The organism is Paracoccus sp. (in: a-proteobacteria) (genome assembly GCF_039808215.1).
In the GTDB taxonomy this organism is placed as follows: domain Bacteria; phylum Pseudomonadota; class Alphaproteobacteria; order Rhodobacterales; family Rhodobacteraceae; genus Paracoccus.
Window position 1 is genome coordinate 51,870 of the sequence record NZ_JBDHSP010000008.1, and the last position, 23,217, is coordinate 75,086.

The 23,217-nt window shown below is 67.8% G+C and carries 21 protein-coding genes; 5 read left to right on the forward strand and 16 right to left on the reverse strand.

The genetic code is table 11. From position 1 onward, the window contains the following. Nucleotides 1–6: 6 nt before the first annotated feature. From mnhG to proS, 15 genes are all read right to left on the reverse strand, one after another. Nucleotides 7–372: a monovalent cation/H(+) antiporter subunit G gene (gene mnhG / locus WMK75_RS04945; RefSeq protein WP_347266548.1), complete on the reverse strand. Its 366-nt coding sequence runs from the start codon at nt 370–372 to the stop codon at nt 7–9. Next, nucleotides 369–650, reverse strand: coding sequence for a K+/H+ antiporter subunit F (locus WMK75_RS04950; RefSeq protein WP_347266549.1), 282 nt, complete (start codon nt 648–650; stop codon nt 369–371). Before WMK75_RS04950 ends, mnhG begins: the two co-directional genes overlap by 4 nt. Further along, complete coding sequence (locus WMK75_RS04955) at nt 647–1,135, reverse strand: Na+/H+ antiporter subunit E (RefSeq protein ID WP_347266550.1); 489 nt, start codon at nt 1,133–1,135, stop codon at nt 647–649. Before WMK75_RS04955 ends, WMK75_RS04950 begins: the two co-directional genes overlap by 4 nt. Beyond that, a complete protein-coding gene (locus WMK75_RS04960; RefSeq protein ID WP_347266551.1) occupies nt 1,132–2,838 on the reverse strand; it encodes a monovalent cation/H+ antiporter subunit D in 1,707 nt (568 codons plus the stop codon). Before WMK75_RS04960 ends, WMK75_RS04955 begins: the two co-directional genes overlap by 4 nt. Then, a complete protein-coding gene (locus WMK75_RS04965; protein WP_347266552.1) occupies nt 2,835–3,179 on the reverse strand; it encodes a Na+/H+ antiporter subunit C in 345 nt (114 codons plus the stop codon). The genes WMK75_RS04960 and WMK75_RS04965 overlap by 4 nt, the downstream gene beginning before the upstream one ends. Further along, nucleotides 3,179–6,040 (reverse strand): monovalent cation/H+ antiporter subunit A, encoded by a 2,862-nt coding sequence (locus tag WMK75_RS04970; RefSeq protein ID WP_347266553.1) that lies wholly within the window; start codon nt 6,038–6,040, stop codon nt 3,179–3,181. Before WMK75_RS04970 ends, WMK75_RS04965 begins: the two co-directional genes overlap by 1 nt. Nucleotides 6,041–6,164: 124 nt before the next feature. Further along, nucleotides 6,165–7,406 carry a type III PLP-dependent enzyme gene (locus tag WMK75_RS04975; protein WP_347266554.1) on the reverse strand — a complete coding sequence of 414 codons (1,242 nt, stop codon included), beginning with the start codon at nt 7,404–7,406 and terminating at the stop codon, nt 6,165–6,167. Beyond that, entirely contained in the window at nt 7,399–7,635 is a 237-nt protein-coding gene (locus tag WMK75_RS04980; protein ID WP_347266555.1) for an acyl carrier protein, read from the reverse strand. The genes WMK75_RS04975 and WMK75_RS04980 overlap by 8 nt, the downstream gene beginning before the upstream one ends. A 15-nt stretch (nt 7,636–7,650) precedes the next feature. Next, a complete protein-coding gene (locus WMK75_RS04985; RefSeq protein ID WP_347266556.1) occupies nt 7,651–9,225 on the reverse strand; it encodes an AMP-binding protein in 1,575 nt (524 codons plus the stop codon). Continuing rightward, nucleotides 9,218–9,754: a serine acetyltransferase gene (locus tag WMK75_RS04990; RefSeq protein ID WP_347266557.1), complete on the reverse strand. Its 537-nt coding sequence runs from the start codon at nt 9,752–9,754 to the stop codon at nt 9,218–9,220. The genes WMK75_RS04985 and WMK75_RS04990 overlap by 8 nt, the downstream gene beginning before the upstream one ends. 76 nt (nt 9,755–9,830) lie before the next feature. Next, nucleotides 9,831–10,907 carry a glycosyltransferase family 61 protein gene (locus tag WMK75_RS04995; RefSeq protein ID WP_347266558.1) on the reverse strand — a complete coding sequence of 359 codons (1,077 nt, stop codon included), beginning with the start codon at nt 10,905–10,907 and terminating at the stop codon, nt 9,831–9,833. Nucleotides 10,908–10,971: 64 nt separating this feature from the next. Continuing rightward, entirely contained in the window at nt 10,972–12,090 is a 1,119-nt protein-coding gene (locus tag WMK75_RS05000; protein WP_347266587.1) for a lipase, read from the reverse strand. 156 nt (nt 12,091–12,246) lie between these two features. Next, complete coding sequence (locus WMK75_RS05005) at nt 12,247–13,167, reverse strand: GDP-L-fucose synthase (RefSeq protein WP_347266559.1); 921 nt, start codon at nt 13,165–13,167, stop codon at nt 12,247–12,249. 2 nt (nt 13,168–13,169) lie between these two features. Continuing rightward, nucleotides 13,170–14,294, reverse strand: a complete 1,125-nt coding sequence (gene gmd, locus WMK75_RS05010) for a GDP-mannose 4,6-dehydratase (protein ID WP_347266560.1) — start codon at nt 14,292–14,294, stop codon at nt 13,170–13,172. Nucleotides 14,295–14,375: 81 nt separating this feature from the next. Continuing rightward, nucleotides 14,376–15,728: a proline--tRNA ligase gene (gene proS, locus WMK75_RS05015; protein WP_347266561.1), complete on the reverse strand. Its 1,353-nt coding sequence runs from the start codon at nt 15,726–15,728 to the stop codon at nt 14,376–14,378. Nucleotides 15,729–15,848: 120 nt separating this feature from the next. Here proS and WMK75_RS05020 point away from each other — a divergent pair, with 120 nt between their 5' ends. The 4 genes from WMK75_RS05020 to WMK75_RS05035 all read left to right on the forward strand — a co-directional run bounded on the left by WMK75_RS05020 (nt 15,849) and on the right by WMK75_RS05035 (nt 21,496). Then, the gene (locus WMK75_RS05020; protein ID WP_347266562.1) at nt 15,849–17,000 is read left to right on the forward strand and encodes an AI-2E family transporter; all 1,152 of its coding nucleotides are present in this window, start codon (nt 15,849–15,851) and stop codon (nt 16,998–17,000) included. A gap of 3 nt (nt 17,001–17,003) precedes the next feature. Beyond that, the gene (locus tag WMK75_RS05025) at nt 17,004–17,693 is read left to right on the forward strand and encodes a chromosomal replication initiator DnaA (protein WP_347266563.1); all 690 of its coding nucleotides are present in this window, start codon (nt 17,004–17,006) and stop codon (nt 17,691–17,693) included. Nucleotides 17,694–17,721: 28 nt separating this feature from the next. After that, nucleotides 17,722–19,887, forward strand: a complete 2,166-nt coding sequence (locus WMK75_RS05030) for an RNA degradosome polyphosphate kinase (protein ID WP_347266564.1) — start codon at nt 17,722–17,724, stop codon at nt 19,885–19,887. A 67-nt stretch (nt 19,888–19,954) separates the two neighbouring features. Further along, nucleotides 19,955–21,496: a Ppx/GppA family phosphatase gene (locus tag WMK75_RS05035; RefSeq protein ID WP_347266565.1), complete on the forward strand. Its 1,542-nt coding sequence runs from the start codon at nt 19,955–19,957 to the stop codon at nt 21,494–21,496. A gap of 180 nt (nt 21,497–21,676) precedes the next feature. Here WMK75_RS05035 and WMK75_RS05040 read toward each other — a convergent pair whose 3' ends face one another. Then, nucleotides 21,677–22,726, reverse strand: a complete 1,050-nt coding sequence (locus WMK75_RS05040) for a dipeptidase (protein ID WP_347266566.1) — start codon at nt 22,724–22,726, stop codon at nt 21,677–21,679. Nucleotides 22,727–22,842: 116 nt separating this feature from the next. Here WMK75_RS05040 and WMK75_RS05045 point away from each other — a divergent pair, with 116 nt between their 5' ends. Further along, the gene (locus WMK75_RS05045; RefSeq protein ID WP_347266567.1) at nt 22,843–23,166 is read left to right on the forward strand and encodes an antibiotic biosynthesis monooxygenase family protein; all 324 of its coding nucleotides are present in this window, start codon (nt 22,843–22,845) and stop codon (nt 23,164–23,166) included. The last annotated feature ends 51 nt before the right edge of the window (nt 23,167–23,217 follow it).

The following is a 23,217-nucleotide window of genomic DNA, read 5'->3' on the forward strand; positions in this document are numbered from 1 at the left end:
CTACCCTCAGGGCGCGGGCGGCCGGCGCGGCGGCACGGGTTCGTCATGGCCAAGCCTTGCGTCGCGGTCGCGGCGCAGGGCGGCGCGGCCCAGCATCAGCAGGGTAATGGGCGCGGTGATCAGGATGAAGATGCCGATCATCAGCTCATGCAGCACCGCCCGCGTCTCGAGCAGGGAAAACATCAGCATCGAGGCCAGGATGATCAGCAGCGTGCCATAGCTGAAGCCAAGCGTGGGCGCATGCAGCCTTTGATAGAAGCTGCGCAACCGCACCAGCCCCAGTCCGCCCAGCAGCGTCAGCGTGGCGCCGATGACGACCAGGACCGCGATGAGGATTGCCGCCCAGGGCGGCAGCAGTTCCAGATGCCTCATTCGATCACCTCACCGCGCATCAGGAACTTGGCGGCGCAGACCGTGGTGACAAAGCCCAGCATGGCGATGACCAGCGCCGCCTCAAAAAAGAAGACATTGCCATTGCCCATGCCCACCACCAGAAACAGCAGCATGGCATTGACGAACATGACATCCAGCGCCAGCACGCGGTCCTGGGCGCGCGGGCCGCGCAAGGCGCGCCATGCGGCGAGCGCCAGCGCCAGCATCAGCGCGATCTCGGCATAGGCCAGGGCAAGTCGCAGGATCTGGGCGCTCATTCAAAGATCTCCAGCAGCAGGGTTTCGTAGCGGTCGTGGATCAGCTTCTGCCAGTCGTCCTCGCTGCGCAGGTCCAGCACATGCAGCAGCAGCTGGCGGTCGGTCTCGTCGAACTCGATCCACGAGGTTCCGGGCGTGGCGGTCACGATCATCGCCAGCACCGCAAGGGCGTTCGGCTCGCTCAGGCGCAGGTCCAAGAGCACGAAGCCCGAATGATAGGCCGGGTGGTTCGGGCCCAGCAGCAGCACCCGCGCCACCGCGATGTTCGAGCGCAGGATGTCCAGCGCCACGATGCCGGCAAGCCGCGGGATCGCCCCCCAGTTGCGGATGCGCGGCTTGGGCGGCTCGAGATGCGCCACCGCCCAGCCGGCGACCAGCGCGATGGCGCTGCCCAGCAGCAGATGGCCCAGCGAGAATGCGGTCAGGATCAGCCACATCAGCACCAGCGCCGCCGACAGCAGCGGATAGGGCAGGATCCGGTTCATTGCCTGCCCCCCGAGGTCACCGGAACATGGCTGGACAGCGGCGCCGAACGCAGGTCGCGGGCGCCCTGCAGCACCGCCTCGCGGTAGATGCCAGGATCAAGCAGCGCCGTGGCGGTCGCGCGGGTATAGCCCAGCAGCGTCTCGGCGCGCAGCGTCTGCAGCGCGATCATCGCCAGCAGCATCAGCACCGGCAGCACCTCAAGCGCGAGGATGCGCGGCGCGACGCCTTCCTCGGCCCAGAAGCGGCGGATACCGAAACGCATCAGCGCGATCAGCGTGCCCAGCCCCGACAGGATCAGCATGGCGGCATATAGCCACAGCATCGGCGGCAGGCCGGGGCTCTGCGGCAGGCTTTCGGCCAGCGCCCCCTGCAAGATGGCCAGCTTGCCGATGAAGCCGGGCAGCGGCGGCAGCCCGGCCAGCATCGCCGCGATCAGGGCAAAGCAGATCGCCATGGTCAGCCAGCTGACCGTGCGGCTGCTTGCCGGCGTCGGCGTGTCCTCGACCGTGTCCAGCCCCATCGGCGCCCAGTGGTGCAGGTCCGGGTCGGGGGCCTCGTCCTCAAAGCGCGCGGCCTCGTCGCCGGCGGGGTCGCGGCTGACCGGCTCGGCCAGCAGGAAGAAGGCCGAGACCGCGGCGGTCGAGCCGACCAGATAGTAAAGCGCGCCCGACAGCATCGCGGGGCCGCTGCCCGCCAGGGCAAAGCCGATCGCCGCCAGCACCGTGCCCGACGAGATGATCGCCAGATAGCCGCCCTTGCGCGCCAGTTCCGGCGTGGCAAGGATGCCGATCATGCCGAAACCCATGGTGGCGATGCCCATGATCGTCAGCACCGGCGCGCCGAAGCCGGCCGAGGCGCCGGCATCCGGCCCCAGGATCAGCAGCGACAGGCGCAGGATCACGTAAAGCCCGACCTTGGTCATGATCGCCATGATTGCCGCCGCCGGCGGCGAGGCGGCGCCGTAGGCCGGCGGCAGCCAGAAGCACAGCGGCCAGGCCGCGGCCTTGATCAGGAAGGCCAGCCCCAGAAAGCCGGCCGCGGCGTGAAACAGCAGCCGGTCCACCGGGTCGAGCAGCGGCAGAGCCCGGCCGATATCGGCCATGTTCAGCGTGCCGGTGGTGCCATAGACCAGCGCGATGCCGATCAGGAACAGCAGCGAAGCCGCAAGGTTCACCGCGATGTAATGCAGCCCCGCCCGAATCCGCGCCGGGCCCGAGCCATGCAGCATCAACCCGTAAGAGGCCGCCAGCATGACCTCGAAGAACACGAAGAGGTTGAACAGGTCCCCGGTCAGGAAGGCGCCGTTCACCCCGGCCAGCAGGAACTGGAACATGCTGTGGTAATGCTGGCCCTTGCCGTGCCAGCCGGCGGCCGAATAGATCAGCGCGGGTGCCGCCAGCAGCGTGCACAGCATTACCATCATCGCCGAGAGCCGGTCCAGCACCAGCACGATGCCGACCGGCACCGGCCAGTCGCCCAGGTGATAGGTGCCGACCACGGTGCCGCCGCGCGCCACTGCGGATTTCACATCCGCCATCAGTTCGACCGAGGCGAGGAAGGTCAGCCCGACCGCAGCGAGCCCGATCAGCAGCTTGGTCTGGCGGCGGCTGTCGCTGTAAAACAGCATGATCGCGCCGGCAAGGATCGGGATCAGGATCGGCGCCACCATCAGGTGGTCGGGGGCAAGGCGGTCAGGGGTCATGGCCGCCGCTCCCGCCCGTCGACATGATCGGTGCCGGTGGCGCCGCGCGCCGCGATCATCACCACCAGAAACAGCGCCGTGGTGGCAAAGCTGATGACGATGGCGGTCAGGACCAGCGCCTGCGGCAGCGGATCGGCATAGGCGGTGGGATCGATGAAGCCGCCCTTGGGCATGATCGGCGCCGCGCCCACGTAAAGCCGGCCCATGGCAAAGATGAACAGGTTCACGCCGTAAGCCAGCAGGCACAGGCCGATGATCACCTGGAAGGTCCGCGGCCGCAGGATCATCCACACGCCCGAGGCGACGAGGATGCCGATGGCAAGGGCAAGGATCAGTTCCATCAGCGTTTCTCCTCGCGCGGGCGGGCTGCGCGCAGCGACTGGTGGGCGATGGCGATCAGCATCAGCACGATCGCGCCCAGCACCAGCGAGAACACCCCCAGATCGAACAGCATCGCGGTCGAGAACGGCACCTTGCCGATCAGCGGCAGGTCAAGATATTGCGCATGCGCGCTGAGAAAGGGATAGCCGAAGATCCATGACCCGGCCCCGACCAGCGCCGCGATGACCAGCCCCGCCCCCATCCAGCGCACCGGCAGCACCACCAGCCGCGCCTCGACCCAGCGCACGTCGGCGGCGACATATTGCAAGAGCAGCCCCACCGCCAGGGTGACCCCGGCGGCGAAACCGCCGCCCGGCAGGTCATGGCCGCGAAAGAACAGATAGGCCGACAGCGCGATGATCGGCGCGAACATCCAGCGCATCAGTACCGAGGGCACGAACAGATACGAGGCAAGCGTCGGCTCGCCGGCGTCAAGCTGCGCATGCGGCCGCTCGACGGCCTCGGGCGCGGGGCGGAAACGGCGCAGCAGCGCATAGACCGTCAGCCCGACCACCGCCAGCACGGTGATCTCGCCAAAAGTGTCGAAGGCGCGGAAATCGACCAGGATGACGTTGACGACATTGGTGCCGCCGCCCGCGTCATAGGCGTTGCGCAGGAACCAGTCGCCGACCGCGTTGCCGGGCGGGGTCAGCAGCACCACCAGCGCCATGGTGCCCATGCCGGTGCCGCAGGCGATGGCGATGGCCAGGTCGCGCAGGCGGCGCGTGCGCACGACCAGGGGGGCGTCGCCGGGGATCTCGGCATCGCGCCGCGGCAGCCAGCGCAGGCCCAGCAGCAAGAGTGCGGTGGTCGCGATCTCGACCAGCAGCTGCGTCACCGCAAGATCGGGCGCCGACAGCCAGACGAAGGTGGCGCAGGTGACAAGCCCGGCGCCGCCCATCAGCACCAGCGCGGCAAAGCGGTGATAGCGCGCCATCGAGGCGGCGCCGATGGCGCAGCCCGCCCCGACCAGCCACAACAGCGCGAACACCGCCTCGCTGGTGCCGAAGGCGGGCAGGGACAGGTTCCAGTCCAGCGGGATCAGCACCAGCCAGCCACAGGCCAGCGCCAGCAGCACCATGACGCGCAGCTGCGTCTGCAGCCCCGGCGCCGACAGCAGCTGCAGCAGCGCCCGCGGGGCGCGCATGGTCAGCGCCTGCAGCAGCCAGTCAAAGCCGCGGGCAAGGTCCAGCAGCCGCGTCAGGCGGGTGCCGTCCTCGCCGTGGTCGATGCTGTGGCGCGGCAGCAGATAGATCAGAGCCCCCAGCGTCATGGCGATCAGGCTCATGATCAGGGGCGGGTTCACGCCGTGCCAGATCTTCAGGCTGTAATGCGGCAGATCCGCGCCGATCACCGCCAGGCCGGCGCTGTGCAGCCAGGGCCCCAGCACGCGCTCGGGGAACATGCCGATGCCGAGGCAGATCGCCACCAGCACCGCGACGGGCAGGCGCATCAGCAGAGGCGGCTCATGGGGTGCGCGCGGCAGGTCGGTCGCCGGCGGTCCGAAGAACACGGTGACGATGAAGCGCAGCGAATAGGCGGCGCTGAAGGCGCCCGCCAGCACCGCGACAAAGGGCGCGGCATTGTCCAGCGGGCTGCCGTTGTTCCAGACATAGGTCGCCTCGAAGAACATCTCCTTGGAGAGGAACCCGTTCATCAGCGGCACCCCCGCCATCGCCCCCGAGGCGATGATCGCCAGCGCAGCCGTCACCGGCATGGCGCGCGCCAGCCCCGAGAGGCGGCGCATGTCGCGGGTGCCGGTCTCATGGTCGATGATGCCGGCGGCCATGAACAGCGAGGCCTTGAACACCGCGTGGTTCACGATGTGAAACACTGCCGCCAGCAGCGCCATGGGCGAGCCGATCCCGACCAGCGCGGTGATCAGCCCCAGATGGCTGATGGTGGAATATGCCAGCAACCCCTTGAGATCGTGACGAAACAGCGCCAGCACCGCACCAAGCAGCAAGGTTGCCAGCCCGACACCGGTCACTACCAGGAACCACAGATCGGTGTCGCCCAGCGCCGGCTGAAAACGCAAGAGCACAAAGACCCCGGCCTTCACCATGGTCGCCGAATGCAGATAGGACGACACCGGCGTTGGCGCCGCCATGGCGTTGGGCAGCCAGAAATGGAACGGGAACTGCGCCGATTTGGTGAATGCGCCCAGCAGGAACAGCGCCAGCACCACCGGATAAAGCGGATGCGCGGCGATGCGCGGCCCCGCCGCCAGCACCCTGTCCAGGTCATGGCTGCCGACGATCTGACCCAGCACCAGCATGGCCAGCATCAGGCACAGCCCGCCCGAGGCGGTGATGATCAGCGCCATGCGCGCACCCTCGCGCGCGTCGGGGCGGTGATACCAATAGCCGATCAGCAGGAACGAGATCAGGCTGGTCAGTTCCCAGAACACCACCAGCATCAGGATGTTGCCCGACAGCACCAGTCCCGACATCGCCCCGGCAAAGGCCAGAAGGCAGGAATAGAGCCGCGGCACCGGATCCTCGGCCGCCATGTAGTAGCGGGCATAGAGAATCACCAGAAAGCCGATCCCGGCGACCAGCACCATGAACAGCCAGGCAAAACCGTCGATGCGAAAGGTCAGCTCCAGCCCGAGTGCGCCGATCCAGCGGTAGCTGCCCGAGACGCTGTGCCCGCCGGCCACCGCCGGGTAAAGCAGGCCCAGCACCAGTAGCGCCAGCGCCATGGTCAGGCCGGCAAGCCAGGCGGCGGCGTCGCGCGCGTCCGCCGGCAGCGTCGCCGCCAGCAGGGCCGACAGGAATGGCGCCAGAACAAGCAGCAGCAACAGGTTCTGTTCGGCCATCGGCATTCCCGTCCGGAGTGAAGTCCGGGCGATCATAGCCGCAGCCCCAAGCCCTGCACAACCGCAGCAGCCGGAAAAGGCGGGCGAAATCTGGATGCGGCCGCAGCCGGGGGCAGGGGCCGGCTCAGGCGCCGCGGATGCGGGTCGCGTCCTGCATCTGGCCGCCCTGCAGCAGGATCTCGACCGGCAGCGGATGGCTGATGAAATGCAGCGGGCTTGCTGTCGGGCCATAGGCGCCGCAGGCATGGATGGCCAGCAGGTCGCCCTCGTCCAGCCGCGGCAGGTTGACGCCGCCGCCCAGCTTGTCGATCGAGGTGCAGAGCGGGCCCGAGATGTCCTGCTTTTCCTCGGAGCGGGTGCCGTCGTCGTCGCCGCCGACGCGGTGCATGACATAATTGCGCCGCAGCACCATGCCGAAATTGCCCGAGGCGGCGAGGTTGCCGTTCAGCCCGCCGTCGCAGATGGCGATGCGGGTGCCGCGCGATTGCTTGACCGACAGCACACGGGTCACGAACCAGCCCGCCGGCCCGACCAGATAGCGGCCCAGTTCCAGCACCAGCCGGGTCCCGGCGAATAGCGGCCCGGCACGGAAGGCGTCCAGTTCGGGGCCGATGTCGGCGGCGATGGCAGCAAGGTCCAGTTCCGCGTCGCCCGGGTGATAGGGAATGCCAAGCCCCGAGCCGAAGATCAGCTTTTCCGGCCGCAGCTTCATGGCCGCGCAGGTCTGCGCGAAAACCTGCATGAAGATGCGCCAGTTCTCGCAGATGGCCTCGGGTTTCAGGCATTGCGTGCCGGAATAGATGTGAAAGCCGATGATGCGAAGATTGGGCAGCGCGGCGATCTGCGGCAGGATCTCGGGGATCTGCTCGACATCGATGCCGAAGGGGCTGGGGCGGCCGGCCATCTGGTCGCCAAAGCCGCGCGGCACCCGGTCGGGGGCAAGGCGCAGCAGCACCGGCTGAATGCTGCCCAGGCGCGCCGCCACCCCATCCGCAAGCCGCGCCTCACGCAGGCTCTCCAGGACCAGCTCGCCCAGCCCCTCGCCGATGGCGGGGACCAGTTCCGCCTCGCGCTTGGCGGGGCCGGTAAAGCTGATGCGCCCCGAGGGCCAGCCGGCCTGCCGCGCCAGGGCGAATTCGCCGCCCGAGGAAATGTCCAGATGTTCGACATTTTCCAGCATCCAGCCCAGAAGCGCCGGATTCGGATTGCTTTTCACCGCAAAGCTGATCTCGAACCAGCGGCCCAGATGCGCGCGCAGATGCGCCAGCCGCGCCGCGATCACATCGCTGGCATAGACATAGGCCGGGGTGCCGAAACGCGCCGCGGCCGCGGCCAGGTGGCGGTCCAGCGCCCCGGGCTCAGCCAAGGGACTGAACATAGGCGAGGATGGCATCGACGGTGTCGAAATTGTCCAGTGTCACGTCGCCCGGCTGCACGCGGATGCCGGCATGGTTCTCGACGAAAGAGATCAGCCCGATCATCGCCACCGAATCGAGCATGCCGGTCGAGAACAGTTCGGTCTCGCCTTCGATGGGCTGGTCGACGTTCAGTTCGCGCCGGATATGGGCGATCAGTTCGTCCCTGCTGAGGCTCATGGGAATACCTTTCCGTCAGTTCTGCAATGCGCCGGCCCTGGCGGCGGCGATGATGGCGGGGCGGTCCAGCTTGCCACTGGCGGTGCGGGGCATGTTGCCCGGCCAGGCATGGAACCGCTGCGGACGCATGTAATGCGGCATGGCGCGACCGCAATGGCCACCCAGCGCGGTGGCGTCGCCCTGCGGCAGATAGGTCACGACCACATGCACCGCCTGGCCCAGATCGTCGTCCTCGACGCCAAAGGCCACGACATCGCTGACAAGGCCGCTTTGCGCGATCGCGTCCTCGACCTCGGTGGGCGAAAGGCGAAAGCCCAGGGTCTTGATCATCTCGTCCATGCGGCTGACGAACCACAGGTCGCCCTCGTCATCGACGCGGACCAGATCGCCCGACCAGACCACCGGCTGGTCGCCGATCAGATGCGCCAGTTCCGCGCAGGGGCGGATCTTTTGCGCCGTGACCTCGGGCTTTTCCCAATATCCCATGCTGACCAGCGGCCCGGCATGGACCAGTTCGCCCTGCTCGCCCGGACCGGCGACGCCCTCGCCATGCTTGATGGCAAAGACCTGCGCATTCGGGATCTGCCGCCCGATCGAACCCATCTTCTGCGCGAATTTCTCGGGCGGCAGATAGGTCGAGCGGAAGGCCTCGGTCAGGCCATACATCAAAAAGACCTCGGTGCCGGGAAAGACCCGCGGCAGTTCGGCCAGGATGTTCGGGGGGATCTTGCCACCGGTATTGGTGATGCGCTTCAAGGCCGGCAATTCGGTCGGGCTGTCGATCAGCAGCCGCACGATCTGGTTCCACAGGGGCGGCACCCCGGCGAAGCCTGTCACCGCCTCGGATTTCGCCATGCGCACAATCTCGGCCGGCATGGTCAGCGGCTGGTGCACCACGGTGCCGCCCAGCAGCAGCATGGTGGTCAGCTGGTTCAACCCGGCGTCGAAACTGTAGGGCAGCACCGAAAGCAGCCGGTCGCTGTCATCCAGCCGCAGATACTGCGCGACCGAAATCGCGCCCACGCGGATATTGCGATGGCTGAGCATCACCCCCTTGGGCGCCCCGGTCGAGCCCGAGGTGTAGATGATCATCGCCAACGCCTGTGGGTCGCATTCGGCGGGTGCGGAGGCGCTGTCGTCGGGCAGCGCCGACCATGCCTCCGCACCCTGGGCCAGGCCCTCGGCCTTGCCCTGAACCAGAAAGGCCGTGCCCGCGGGCAGGGCGTGCTCGCCGCTTAGCGCCGCAAGCGCGGCGGCCGGCAGGATCGCGGCGCGGGCGCGGCTGTCGCGCGCCACATAGGCCAGTTGCGCCGGGGTCCAGCGGATGTTCACGTTGATCACCACCGCGCCCATCTTCCAGGCGCCGAACATGGCCGCGACCTCGTCGATGCCCTTGCGCAGATGCACGATCACCCGGTCGCCGGGCTGGACGCCTTGCGCGCGCAGCCAGTCGGCGACGCGCCCGGCCTCGGCGGCCAGTTCGGCATAGCTGGCGCTGCGGCCGTGATCGACGGCCGCGACCTTGCCGGCACGAGAGGGCAGGTTGTCGGCCAGCATCTGCCACATGCAGCGGTCGAAATCGTCACGCATCCGAGGGGGCCTTCTTCTTGGCCGCGAACAGCGGCAGGCTGGGATAGATCTTGGCCGGCGATCCGATCACCACCGAATCCGCCGGCACATTGGTCGTCACCGCGGTATTGGCGCCGATGCGCACCCGGTCGCCGATGCGGATCGGGCCCAGTACCGCGGAATTCACCCCGATGAAGACATCGTCGCCGATCACCGGGGCGCCGTCGCCCATGTTGGTGCCGATGGTGACATTGTGCATGACACCGCAGCGATCGCCGATCACCACATCGGGGTGGATCGAAAGCGAGCCCTCGGCATGGATGATGTGGAACTCCTTGCCGATGCGGGTCTGCGGCGGGATCCAGACCTTGGTGACGTTCAGCACCAGCGTCTTCATCACCCCATAGCCCTTGCCGGCCAGCCAGCGCAGCGCCGGGTTGCGGATCCCCAGCGCCCAGCGGCCATAGCGATAGATGGCAAGCGAGACAAAGGCCGGTTCCGTCAGCGAGCGGCCGTGGCGCCTGTAGTCATCCCGGACATTTTCAAACATTCGTACGCACTGCTCAATGACTTCAAAAGAGGAAAACGCTTCGTTCCCGCCCATAATCCGGACGGCGCGGAAAAACTCAACCTGACTGTTCGGACGGGTTTTGCGTCGCGGTCGCCGCAATCAGATCCAGTGTGCGGTTGACCTGATCCCAGTCGATGCGAAAGCCCGACTTGCCGCCGGCACCGACCACCATGGCGAAATTCTGCCGCCAGCAATCGGTCAGCATCTTCATCGAGGTGGTGACGCGGTCCGCCGGCTGCAGGGTCAGCAGTGTGCCGCCGGGCGGCATGGCGATGACGCCATGCGCCAGCTGGCTGCCCTCGACGCCTGCGACGATTCGCGCCGCACCGCAGGCGCCGGCGATCTCGTCGGCGCTGTCGCGGTCGATGAAAAGGGTGCGAAAGCCGTGCTCGGCCTCGAAGCGCTCGGCGATCTCGGCCTCGTTCTCAAGGATGCGGGCATCGCCGCTGGCACCGCGAAAGATGAAGACGCCGGGCAGGGGCCGCAATTCGCGCCCGGCCAGGATGCGGGCGCGGTTTTCCTGTGCGCGGGCGCGGCGGCTGCTGTTGTTGTGCAGGTCGTCAAACAGCACCAGCTCGTCGAAATGCACGTCGCCAAGCCGGCGCGGTGCCATGCCCAGCAATTCCTCATAGCGCCGGATATGGCCGCCGCGCTCGGGGGCGGTGGTCGCGGGCCGGCCCTCGGCCTCGGCCAGGCGATAGGTCAGGCAGTCGTTCAGCAGCCAGTTGCCGAACCAGCGGTTGCCGATCCAGCTTTCGTAAAGCGCGGCGGAAAGGCTTTCGGTGGGGCGGGCATAGGTCAGCCCGGAATGCTTGCGCTGGCGCAGGTGCAGCTCGGCCCCGCGCGCGTGCAGGACGCCGTCGACATAATCGACATCGCGCAGCCGGAATGCCCGGGTCGCCGCGATCGGTTCCTGCGGATCGCCCAGCATCTGCGCCAGGATGTCGGACAGGCCGCCGAATTCGGTCTGCGCGATATGTTCGACCTGGTCGGGCAGCCAGATGCCGCCGGGAATGTTCACCTTCTCGGCCGGGCTGACCTCCCAGTGCTCGATGGCGGTGTCGAGGAAGTTCCGCGCGCCCAGTCCGGCGGAGCGAAGCAGGCGGTTGCGGATCGGTCTGAGGGAATGCATGGCTACTCGGCTAGGCGGGACGGGGACAGTTTCATCCGCCCGGGCGGCGGGCGCAAGGGGCGGATCAGTCTGCGGGCGGCGGGAACACGCCCTGCAGCCCGGCCAGCGTCGCCTCGGCGATCATGCGGTGATCCTGCAGCGTCGGGTGCCACAGGCAGGCGTGGCGGCCGGGCTTGCCAAGGACGATCAGGCGGTTGGCGATCCCCTGCCGGGTCAGGGCCTCGGCCGCGGCCTGGTGCGAGGCGACCAGATCGGCGCCGTATTCGCCGAAGGCCAGCAGCACCACGGTGGCGCCGGGGTTTTCCCGCGCGCGCCGGGCGGCGAAATCCGTCAGCGCCAGGCCGAAATCGCGGCGCAACTCGCCCTTGCCCCGCAGCCGGTCCTGATCGGCAAGTTCGGTGCCGAAGACGTTCGAGCCCAGCGCGATGACCAGCAGATCGGCCCGGGCCTCGGGCAGGGCCGGCGTTTCCGGATCGCTGGGCAGGGCCAGGGGATAGAGGATCTCCATGGTGCGCACCGGGGTCGGATGGCCGTAGTTCGGCAACAGCCGCGTGCCGCTGCGCGCGATCATGCGGTAATCGGCGCCCAGCGCCTGTGCGACCCGCGGGGCATAGCCTTGACTGGTGTCGGTCGCGGCATAGACCTGCTCGGACGAGCAGTCGCGGCGCAGCGCGGTATCGGCCAGGCCCAGGGTGTCGGAATCGCCGATGAATTCGATCAGCGCCCGCGCGGGTGGCGGCGCCAGCGGCCTGGCGCCGGGGTCAAGGAAAAAGCCACCGAACAGCGCCGGCCCCGGGGATTCGCTGAGCTTCTCGGCGCGGATCTCATGCGGGCCGTCGGTAAGACCGTCCAGCCGCAGGTCGCGCCGGCCGGGGCGCGAGATCTCGACCGCGTGCCCGTCCAGGGTGATGCGCCAGCGGTTGACCGGATCGTCAAGGCGCAGGGTGACCGCGCGGCCCTGAAAGCGCGCCAGCGCATGCAGGCCGGGCCATTCGTGGCGCAGGTTCGACCCTTCCGGCCCGGCCGCGACCCGGCCGGTGACGCGCGCCGGCAAGGGCGTCAGCCCGTGCTGCGGTGCCAGCAGTTCCGCATGAAAGCCGCTGTCGGCCGGTTGCGACAGGTCGGGCACCGGCGTCACCGGATGCGGGGGCACCGGCCAGACCGCGAATCCGGCCAAGCCCACAGCCGCAAGGACCGCGGCCCCTGCGGCCAATCGTCTTACCCGGTGGATTGCCATGATCTTCCTTGCGCCGGCCTGCGCGCGCGATCATGCGCGAGGCCCGGCGGCAAGTCCAGCGGCCGCCGCGCGCGGGTGATCACCTTCTGCGGCGCGGGCGGTTCAGGGCTGGTGGTCGACATACCAGGCATGGGTGGCGGCAATGCCCTCGCGCAGGGTGGTGCGCGGCGCCCAGCCCCAGGCGGTCTGACGCGCCACCGACATCAGCTTGCGCTGCATGCCGACCGGGCGTGCCAGGTCATGGGTAAAGCGCCCCTGCCAGCCGATCACCTCGGCGGCGATGCGGTAATAGTCGTTGATCGCGTGGTCCTGGCCCGGGCCGACGTTCATCACCGGCGGCAGGACAAGGGGGTCGGCCAGCGCGCGCAGGATCGCCTCGGCCAGATCGCCGGCATAAAGGAACTCGCGCCGCGCCGTGCCGTCGCCCCAGATCTCGACGGTGTCCCGGCCCTGCGCCTTCGCCTGGTGGATCTTGTGGACGATCGCCGGCAGCAGATGCGAGCGCGCCGGGTCGAACTTGTCATGCGGGCCGTAAAGGTTGCACGGGATCAGTGTGCGCCAGCCCAGCCCCGGCTCTTCGCGCAGCGCATATTCGACCAGGCGCAGCGCCATGATCTTGGCCAGCGCATAGCCTTCGTTCGTGGGCTCCAGCGGGCCGGTCAGGATCTGCTCCTCGCGCAGGTCCCGGCCAAGATCGCGCGGATAGGCGCAGCTGGAACAGAGGTTGATCAGCCGCGGGACGCCCGCCTCGCGGCAGGCGGTGATCAGGTTCAGGCCGATGCGGGCGTTTTCGGCCAGATAGCGCCAGGGTTCGGCCATATTGGCCTGGATGCCGCCGACCAGACCGGCGGCATGGACCACCGCATCGGGGCGGTGCCGCGCCAGCCAGCTGCGCAGCGCCGCGCCGTCGCCCAGATCAAGTTCTGCGCGCGTGGGAGCCAGAACCTGCCAGGTGCCGGCGCCGGGATGGTCGCGCAGGTTGCGGCCGACCATGCCGCTGCCGCCGGTGATCAGAAGCCGCATCGCTATCCCTCCCGGGCGGGGGCGGGCCGCGCCAGCCCGTGTCGGCTGAGCAGCGCCTGGCGGCGCGCCGCATCCAGATCGGCGGCGACCATCTCGGCGATCAACTCCGGCAGGCTGGTCTCGGGCTGCCAGCCCAGGCGCTGATGCGCCTTCGAGGCGTCGCCCAGCAGTGTCGCAACCTCGGCAGGGCGGAAATATCGCGCATCGACGCGCATCACCACCTGGCCCGGGTGCAGCGCCGGCGCCAGATCGCCACGCACCGAGGCCACCAGCGCCGTCTCCTCTGTTCCCTGGCCGCGGAACTCAAGCTCGATGCCCAGTTCCGCCGCCGCCCAGATCAGGAACTGGCGGACGCTGTGCTGCTCGCCGGTGGCGATGACGTAATCATCGGGCTCGTCGCATTGCAGCATCTGCCATTGCATGCGCACATAGTCGCGGGCATGCCCCCAGTCGCGCAGCGCATCCAGATTGCCCAGATACAGGCAATCCTCCAGCCCCTGCGCGATATTGGCGAGCCCGCGGGTGATCTTGCGCGTGACAAAGGTCTCGCCCCGGCGCGGGCTTTCGTGGTTGAAGAGGATGCCGTTGCAGGCAAACATGCCATAGGCCTCGCGGTAGTTCACCGTGATCCAGTAGGCATAGAGCTTGGCCACCGCATAGGGGCTGCGCGGATGAAATGGCGTGCGCTCGGTCTGCGGGCTTTCGCGCACCAGCCCGTAAAGCTCGGAACTTGAGGCCTGGTAATAGCGCGTCTGCCGCTCGAGCCCCAGAAACCGGATCGCCTCGAGCAGGCGCAGCGCGCCAAGGGCATCGACATCGGCGGTATATTCCGGCGCCTCGAAACTGACCGCGACATGGGATTGCGCCGCCATGTTGTAGACCTCGTCGGGGCGGATCTCGGCCATCAGCCGGGTCAGGTTCGAACTGTCGCCCAGATCGCCGTAATGCAGGAAGAACCGCGGCTCTGCCTCGTGCCGGTCCTGAAAGATATGGTCGATGCGCTGCGTGTTGAAGGACGAGGCGCGGCGCTTGATGCCATGCACCTCATAGCCCTTCTGCAGCAGGAATTCGGCCAGATAGGAGCCGTCCTGCCCCGTGACCCCGGTGATCAGCGCCTTCCTGGCCAAGCCCGCCTCCTGCGCCGGTGGCGGCACCTTGGGCGCCGCGCCGTTTCCGTTTTCCAGATACCCGTCCGGCGCTGCCGCCGGCTAGAGTGCCGCCTCGAATACCGGGCGATAGATTTCTTTCAGCCGCGCCACCGCCTCGGGCGGCGACAGTTCAAGCGATTCGCCGCTGCGGCGCGAGGTCAGCTCGACCTTGTTGGCCGCGATGCCGCGCGGACCGACGGTGATGCGCCAGGGCAGGCCGATCAGGTCCATGGTCGCGAATTTCGCGCCCGCGCGCTCGTCCCGGTCGTCATAGAGCGGCTCGAGCCCCAGCGATTTCAGCTCGGCATAGATCGCCTCGCAGGCGCTGTCGGTGGCGGCGTCGCCCTGCTTGAGGTTGACGATGCCGGCATGGAAGGGGGTCACGCCCTCGGGCCAGATGATGCCCTTGTCGTCGTGATGCGCCTCGATGATCGCCCCCAGCAGGCGCGAGACGCCGATGCCGTGGCTGCCCATGTGCACCGGCACGCGGCTGCCGTCCGGGCCGACGACGCTGGCACCCATCGGCTCGGAATATTTGGTGCCGAAATAGAAGATCTGGCCGACCTCAATGCCGCGGGCGGAACGGCGGCGGTCTTCGGGGATGCGGGCAAAGATCGCCTCGTCATGGGTCTCGTCGGTGCGGGCATAGCGGCTGGTGAACTCCTCCAGCACCGCCTGGCATTGCGCCACGCTGTCATAGTCGATCTGGCGGCTGCCGAATTTCAGGTCGGTGATCTCGCGGTCATAGAAGACCTCGGATTCGCCGGTCTCGGCCAGCACCAGGAATTCATGGGTATAGTCGCCGCCGATCGGCCCGCCATCGGCGCGCATCGGAATCGCCTGCAACCCCATGCGTTCATAGGTGCGCAGATAGCTGACCAGATGCCGGTTGTAGGCATGCAGCGCGTCTTCCTTGGTCAGGTCGAAATTGTAGCCGTCCTTCATCAGGAATTCGCGCCCGCGCATGACGCCGAAACGCGGGCGGATCTCGTCGCGGAACTTCCACTGGATGTGGTAAAGCGTCAGCGGCAGGTCCTTGTAGCTGTTCACATGGCTGCGGAAGATGTCGGTGACCATCTCCTCGTTGGTGGGGCCGTAAAGCAGGTCGCGCTTGTGGCGGTCCTTGATGCGCAGCATCTCCTCGCCGTAATCGTCATACCGGCCGGATTCGCGCCACAGGTCAGCCGGTTGCAGCGTCGGCATCAGCATCGGGATATGCCCGGCGCGTTGCTGCTCTTCATGCACGATCTGCTGGATGCGGTTCAGCACCCGAAAGCCCAGCGGCAGCCAGGAATAGATGCCCGCCGCCTGCTGCTTCATCATGCCGGCGCGCAGCATCAGCCGGTGGCTGACGATCTGCGCCTCTTTCGGGTCTTCCTTGAGCACGGGCATGAAATAGCGCGTCAGACGCATGGCAGGATCCTCATGATGGCCGTGACGGGTTAGCGCAGAGCGCAGGACGGGGCAACGCCCTTCCTTGCAAGCCGCGCCCGGACCGTCCACATAGGGGCGGATGCCGAAACAGGAGGGGCGATGCAGCTGCCGGTGCAGAAACAGGTCTGGTATTGGAGCGGCGCGGCGATCCTTCTGATGCTGTTGCTCTGGGGGATCGGCAACACGCTGACGCCCTTCATCCTGGGGGCCGCGGTCGCCTATCTGCTGGACCCGCTGGCCGACCGGCTTGAACGGCTGGGCCTGTCGCGCGCCACGTCGGTGGTGATGCTGACCATGGGGGCGCTGGTCATCTTCGGCGCGCTGGTGCTGCTGCTGCTGCCGGTAGTCTCAAGACAGACAGGCGCGCTGATCGACTCGGCGCCGGAGATGTTCGGCAAGCTTCAGCATTTCCTGACCATGCGCTTTCCCGAGGTGTTCACCGAGGGCAGCCAGGCCAATGCCGCACTGACGCGCATCGGCGAACAGATCGGCCAGCGCGGCGGGCAGCTGTTCTCGACCGTGGTCGGCTCGGTGCTGAGCGTGGTCAGCGTGATCATGCTGGTGGTGGTGGTGCCGGTGGTGGCCTTCTATCTGCTGCTGGACTGGGACGGAATGGTGGCGCGTCTCGACGATCTGCTGCCGCGCGACCACGCCGACACCATCCGTGGCATCGCGCGCGAGATCGACGCGGCGCTGTCGGGCTTCGTGCGCGGCCAGGGCACGGTGATCCTGATTCTGGGCACCTTCTATTCGGTGGCGCTGGCGCTGATCGGCTTGCCTTCGGGCCTGGCGATCGGGGTGATCGCGGCATCGCTGTCCTTCATCCCCTATGTGGGGGTGCTGATCGGCGGTGCGCTGGCCATTGGCGTGGCGCTGTTTGCCTTCTGGGGCCAGTGGATCTGGATCGGCGCGGTGATCGCGGTCTTTGCCATCGGCCAGGTGGTCGAGGGAAATTACCTGCAGCCAAAGATCGTCGGCAGCAGCGTCGGACTGCACCCGGTCTGGCTGATGCTGGCGCTGACGGTGTTCGGCAAGCTGTTCGGCTTTGTCGGCCTGCTGGTGGCGGTGCCGATCGCGGCGGCGCTGGGGGTGTTGGTGCGCTTTCTCGTCGGCCGCTACAAGCAGAGCGCGCTTTACACCGGGCGCGAGCCGCCGGCCCGGCCGGCGCTGCCCTTGCGGGTCGAACTGGTGCCGCGCGGCACGGTGGCGCGCGATCTGGCGCCGGGTGCTGCGGTGGACGGGGGCGACTAGGCGGTGGCAAGGCAGCTGACCCTTGACCTGACCATGCCGCCCGCCTCGACCCGCGACGATTTCCTGATCACCGCGGCCAATCGCGACGCGCTGGCGATGCTGGATGCGCCGGCGCACTGGCCTCAGGGGCGGCTCTTGCTGATCGGCGGACCGGGTTCGGGCAAGTCGCATCTGGTGGGCTTCTGGGCGGCGGAACACGGCGCGCATGTCTGCCACGGCTGGACGCTTTGCGCCGAGCAGATCGACGATCTGGTTGTGCCCGGCCAGCCGCTGGTCGTCGAGGACGCGCATGAGACCGGCGGCAACCCGGTGGCCGAGCGCGGCCTGTTTCACCTGTGGAACCTTGCCGGCGCGCGCGAGGCGGCGCTGCTGCTCACCGCCCAGGGCCCGCCGCGCGACTGGGGGGTGCGCCTGCCCGACCTGCGCTCGCGGCTGGAAAGTGCGGCGCAGGCGGTGCTGGGGCCTCCCGACGACGCGCTTGTGCCTGCGGTGCTGGTCAAGCTGTTTGCCGACCGCCAGGTGCAGGTCGCGCCCGAGGTCATCGACTGGCTGGCGCTGCGCATGGACCGCGACCTTGACCTGGCGCGGCGGCTGGTCGCGGCCATGGACCGGGAATCGCTGGCCGGGCGGCGCGCCATCAGCCGCCGCCTCGCGGCCGAGCTTCTGGACAAGCTGACACTGGCCGAGGCATGATCGGCCGACTTTTCTCGCGCTGCATGACATGACCCAGGCCGATTTCCTCAGAACCCCGTTCCCGCCCCCCTGCGATCTGCCCGAGGGTGTGCCCGAGGGGCAGGCGCGCGTCTTCAACCGCGAGATCAGCTGGCTTGCGTTCAACTGGCGCGTGCTGGACGAGGCTCGCAACCCGAATGTGCCGCTGCTTGAGCGGCTGCGCTTTCTGTCGATCTCGGCGACGAATCTGGACGAATTCTATACCGTGCGCGTCGCCGGCCTGCGCGAGCTGGTGCGCGAGGGCACCACAACGCTGTCCGAGGACGGGCTGAGCGCGGCCGAGCAACTGGCGCTGGTCAATGCCGACGCCCGCCGCCTGATGGGGGCGCAGCAGACGGTGTGGAACAGCCTGCGCCGCGAGTTGGAGCAGGCCGAGATCACCATCCTGACACGCTCGCAGCTGACGCGGGCCGAGGACGAGATCCTGCGCCGGCATTTCCTTGACCAGGTGTTTCCGGTGCTTTCGCCGCTGGCCATCGACCCGGCGCATCCCTTTCCCTTCATCCCGAACGCCGGCTTTTCGCTGGCGCTGGAACTGGCGCGGGAAAGCGACGGGCGGCGCATGCAGGCGCTGCTGCCGATCCCGCAGCAGGTGGCGCGCTTCATCCCGCTGCCGGGGGGCAAGCGGTTCCTGCCGCTTGAGGAACTGCTGCTGATGCATCTGCCCAGCCTGTTTCCCGGCTATCGCGACATCGGCCATTGCGCCTTCCGGGTGCTGCGCGACAGCGATCTTGAGGTCGAGGAAGAGGCCGAGGACCTGGTGCGCGAATTCGAACATGCGCTGAAGCGGCGTCGCCGCGGCTCGGTCATCCGGCTCAAGATCACCTCGGGCGCCTCGGACCGCATCCGGCGGCTGATCATGGAAGAGCTGCGCGTCAACCCCGAGGAGGTGATCGAGGTCGAGGGGCTGCTGGGCGTCGCGGACCTGCGCGAGCTGGTGCTGGAGGCGCGCCGTGACCTGCAATGGCCGGGTTTTGCCCCGCGCGTGCCCGAACGCGTGCAGGACCACGAAGGCAACATGTTCGCGGCGATCCGCAAGAAGGACATGCTGCTGCACCATCCCTACGAAACCTTTGACATGGTGGTGCGCTTTCTGGCGCAGGCGGCGCGCGATCCGGACGTGCTGGCGATCAAGCAGACGCTTTACCGCACCTCTTATGACAGCCCCATCGTGGACGCGCTGTGCGAGGCGGCGGAATCGGGCAAGTCGGTCACCGCCCTGGTCGAGTTGAAGGCGCGCTTCGACGAGGCGTCGAACATCCGCCAGTCGCGGCGGCTGGAACGCGCCGGCGCGCATGTCGTCTATGGCTTCATGAAATACAAGACCCATGCCAAGATCAGCGCCGTGGTGCGCCGCGAGGGCGAGCAGCTGGTCACCTACACGCATTTCGGCACCGGCAACTATCACCCGATCACCGCCCGCATCTATACCGACCTGTCGCTGTTCACCTGCGACGCGGCGCTGGGGCGCGACGCCTCGAAAGTGTTCAACTTCCTGTCGGGCTATGTCCAGCCCGAGGGGCTGGAGAACATGGCGATCTCGCCCATCATGCTGAAGGAGCGGCTGCTGGAGCTGATCGCGCGCGAGGCCGATTTCGCCCGCCGCGGCCGCCCGGCCGAGATCTGGGCCAAGATGAACAGCCTGATCGAAAAGGACGTGATCGAGGCGCTTTACGCCGCAAGCCAGGCCGGGGTCCGGATCAGCCTGGTGGTGCGCGGCATCTGCGGCTTGCGCCCGGGCATCGCCGGCATGTCCGACAATATCCGCGTCAAGTCCATCGTAGGCCGCTTTCTGGAACATTCGCGCATCGTCTGTTTCGGCAACGGCTTTGGTCTGCCCTCGACCCGCGCGCGGGTGTTCATCAGTTCGGCCGACTGGATGGACCGCAACCTGTCGCGCCGCGTCGAGGTGCTGATCGAATGCCTGAACGAGACGGTCAAGGCGCAGATCACCAGCCAGATCATGGCCGCCAACATGGCCGACGAGGCGCAGAGCTGGCTTTTGCAGCCCGACGGGCGCTATCTGCGCTATCTGCCGACCGACCGCGAGGACCTGTTTTCCTGCCACCGCTTCTTCATGGACAACCCCTCGCTTTCGGGGCGCGGCAGCGCCGGTGCGCGCGACGTGCCGGCCCTGACCTACGCGGCGGATTGACGCAGCGGCGCATTTGCCCCATCCAGTTCGCGCGCCCCGGCGCGGTAACGCACTCGCGAGGACCCCGATGAACGGCATCACCACCGCAAGCGGAGAGACCGTCGAGCCCTTTGGGCGTGCGCTGTTCGAACGCGCCACGGAAAGGTCGCTCAGCCGGGTGGGCGTGGTGGACGTGGGCTCGAACTCGATCCGCATGGTGGTCTTTGACGGCGCCGCGCGCTCGCCGGCGTATTTCTACAATGAAAAGGTGATGGCGGGGCTGGGTCAGGGGCTGGCGACCACCGGCCGGCTGAACCCCGAGGGCGTGCGCCGCGGCATGTCGGCGCTGCGCCGGTTTTCAGTGCTGGCCGAGGGCATGGGCATCAAGCCGTTGACCTGCGTCGCCACCGCCGCCGTGCGTGAGGCCGAGGACGGGCCCGAATTCCGCCGCGCCGTCGAGGAGGAGACCGGGCTGAGGCTGTGGGTGGTGCATGGCGAGGAGGAGGCGCGGCTGTCCGCCCAGGGGGTGCTGCTGGGCTGGCCGGATGCGAAGGGCCTGGTCTGCGACATCGGCGGCAACTCGATGGAACTGGCCGAGGTGGCCAATGGCGGCGTCGGGCGCTGCATCACCACGCCGCTGGGCCCCTTCCGGCTGCAGCAGGTCGAGGGCGGCGGCGCCGGCATGCGCGACCACATCCGCCGCCATATCGACGCGATCGGCGAGAAGCTGGGCCGCGGGCATGAGCAGATCTATCTGGTCGGCGGCTCGTGGCGGGCGATCGCGCGGCTGGACATGCTGCGCACCGACTATCCGATGCCGGTGCTGCACGAATACCGCATGACCTCCGAAAGCGTGGCGCAGACGGTGAAATGGATCGGCGACAAGACCGTGGCCGAGATGCGCGCCATGACCGGAATCTCGCAAAGCCGCATGGAACTGGTGCCGCTGGCGGCTCAGGTGCTGCGGCATCTGGTGCAGAACCTGCAGCCGCAGTCGCTGGCGGTGTCATCCTATGGCATCCGCGAGGGGCTGCTTTACGAGCAGATGCCCACCACCCTGCGCCAGCGCGACCCGCTGATCGAGGCGGCGCGGTTTGCCGAACGGCAGATGGCGCGCATGCCGGGCTTTGGCAAGAAGCTTTACCAGTTTCTCGGGCCGCTGTTCGGCGATGTGACGCCCGAACGCGACCGGCTGATCCGCGCCGCCTGCATGCTGCATGACACCACCTGGCGCACGCATCCCGACTATCGCGCCGACGCCTGTTTCGACAATGTGACGCGGGCGAACATGGCGGCGCTGTCCCACCCCGAGCGGGTGTTTCTGGGCCTTGCGTTGCTGCACCGCTACAAGAGCAGCCGCACCAACTCGCCCATGGCGCCGCTGTTTCGCCTGCTGAGCGAGCAGGAGATCCGCGATGCCGAGGTGCTGGGCAAGGCCATGCGCTTTGGCGCCATGTTCTCGGTCAAGGACCCGGCCGAGGCGGGGGTGCTGAAATTCTCGGGCAAGCGCAAGGTGCTGGAACTGCGGCTGACGCGGATCGGCGCGGCACTGATGGGCGAGGTGGCCGAGGCGCGGCTGCGCGCCCTGGCCAATGCGCTGGAGGCCACGGCGCAGGTGACCGAGGCATGAGCTGCGACATCTTGCCGGATTGCGCCACCCGATAGCGTTAACCTGTCCCAAGGGACAGGTTCAATTTTCACGCGAGTCGGTGCATGGTTGCAATACGGGGGCCGACGGACCGGGTGTTGTGTGCCGAGTGTCTGGTTGAGGTTCGTGAAGCCCCCGACGAGATCAAGGATGTGGGGCGCCTCAGGCGCCCCATGTCCTTTCCAGCACCGAGATCCAGTTCCGCCAGGCGATCCTTTCGACCAGATCCCGGCCATAGCCGTGGTCCAGCATGGCCTGCAGCAGCTGCGGCAGGGCGCTCGCATCGCCCAGGTCCTGCGGCAGCTCGGCGCCGTCGAAATCCGACCCCAGCGCCACACCGTCCTCGCCCAGCACGCCCAGCAGGTGATCGAGATGGCGCAGCATGATGTCGAAGCCGGGCAGGGGATCGCGCAGCCCCTCGGGGTGCAGAAAGCCCACGGCATAGTTCAGCCCGACCAGCCCCGCCGAATCGGCGATCACCCGCAGCTGCCGGTCGGTCAGGTTGCGCGAACTGGGCGCGACGGCATGGGCGCAGCTGTGGCTGGCGACCAGCGGCGCGTCCGATAGCGCCGCGATGTCGTCGAAACCCTTTTCGTTCAGATGTGACAGGTCCAGCATGATGCGCAGCCGGTTGCATTCGCGCACCAGATCCCGGCCCTCGGGGGTCAGCCCCGGCCCGGTGTCGGGCGAGGAGGGAAAGGCAAAGGGCACGCCATGGCCATAGCGCGTCGGCCGCGACCAGACCGGTCCCAGCGAGCGCAGGCCCATCGCGTGCCAGACCTGCAGCGTGTCCAGGTCGGGGATCGGCTCGGCGCCCTCGATATGCAGGATGGCGGCGATGCGGCCCCGGGCCATGGCGGCACGGATCTCGGCGGCGCTGCGGCAGATGGCAAGGGTGCCGCTCCGCTCCATCGCCATCAGCTGCCCGGCCTGGGCCAGCGCATGGGGCAGGGCGTCTTCGGCCGGCACCTCGTCGGGCAGGGGCAGGGCAAAGGGCGGCTTTTTCTTCAGCGCCGAGATCACGTCATCGTCGGATGATGCCGGCGAGGGCGTCCAGATGGCGAAAAACCCGCCGATCATGCCGCCCGCGCGCAGCCGCGGCAGGTCCATGTGGCCGCTGCCGTCGCCATGCAGCCAGAGGCGATCGCGATCCGCCCCCGCCTTGACCATGCGCTGCAGAAAGTCGTTGTGGCCGTCAAAGACCGGAATCATCGCGCGTCTCCCTAACGTTTGCGCGGGCAGCATGGCGCGACAGAAAAACCGCTGCAACCGGGCGCGCGCTATCGTAGGCTGAGGACAAGGCGAGCCAAGGGGAAGGAGCCCGAGCCATGACGCGAATCGACAAGAACTTTCAGGGTCAGACGGTGATCTGCACCTTCGACGTGACCCCGGGCACGGCGCAGGACGTGCTGGACGCGCTGGGTGATGCCTATGCGCAGGTGATCTCGCGCCAGCCGGGCTATGTCTCGGCCGCCATGCATCTGAACGACGCCCAGACCCGCATCGCCACCTATTCGCAATGGCGCGACCGCCGCGACTATCAGGCCATGCTGCGCACCCCCGAGATGCGCCAGCGCAACCGCGCCATCCACAGCATGTGCCGCCATTTCGAGCCGGTGATGTATGAGGTTGTCGATAGCTGGAACGACTGAGGCCAGGGCCGCGGAAAACCCGTGCATCGCGCGCCAATAGCCCCTAGGCTT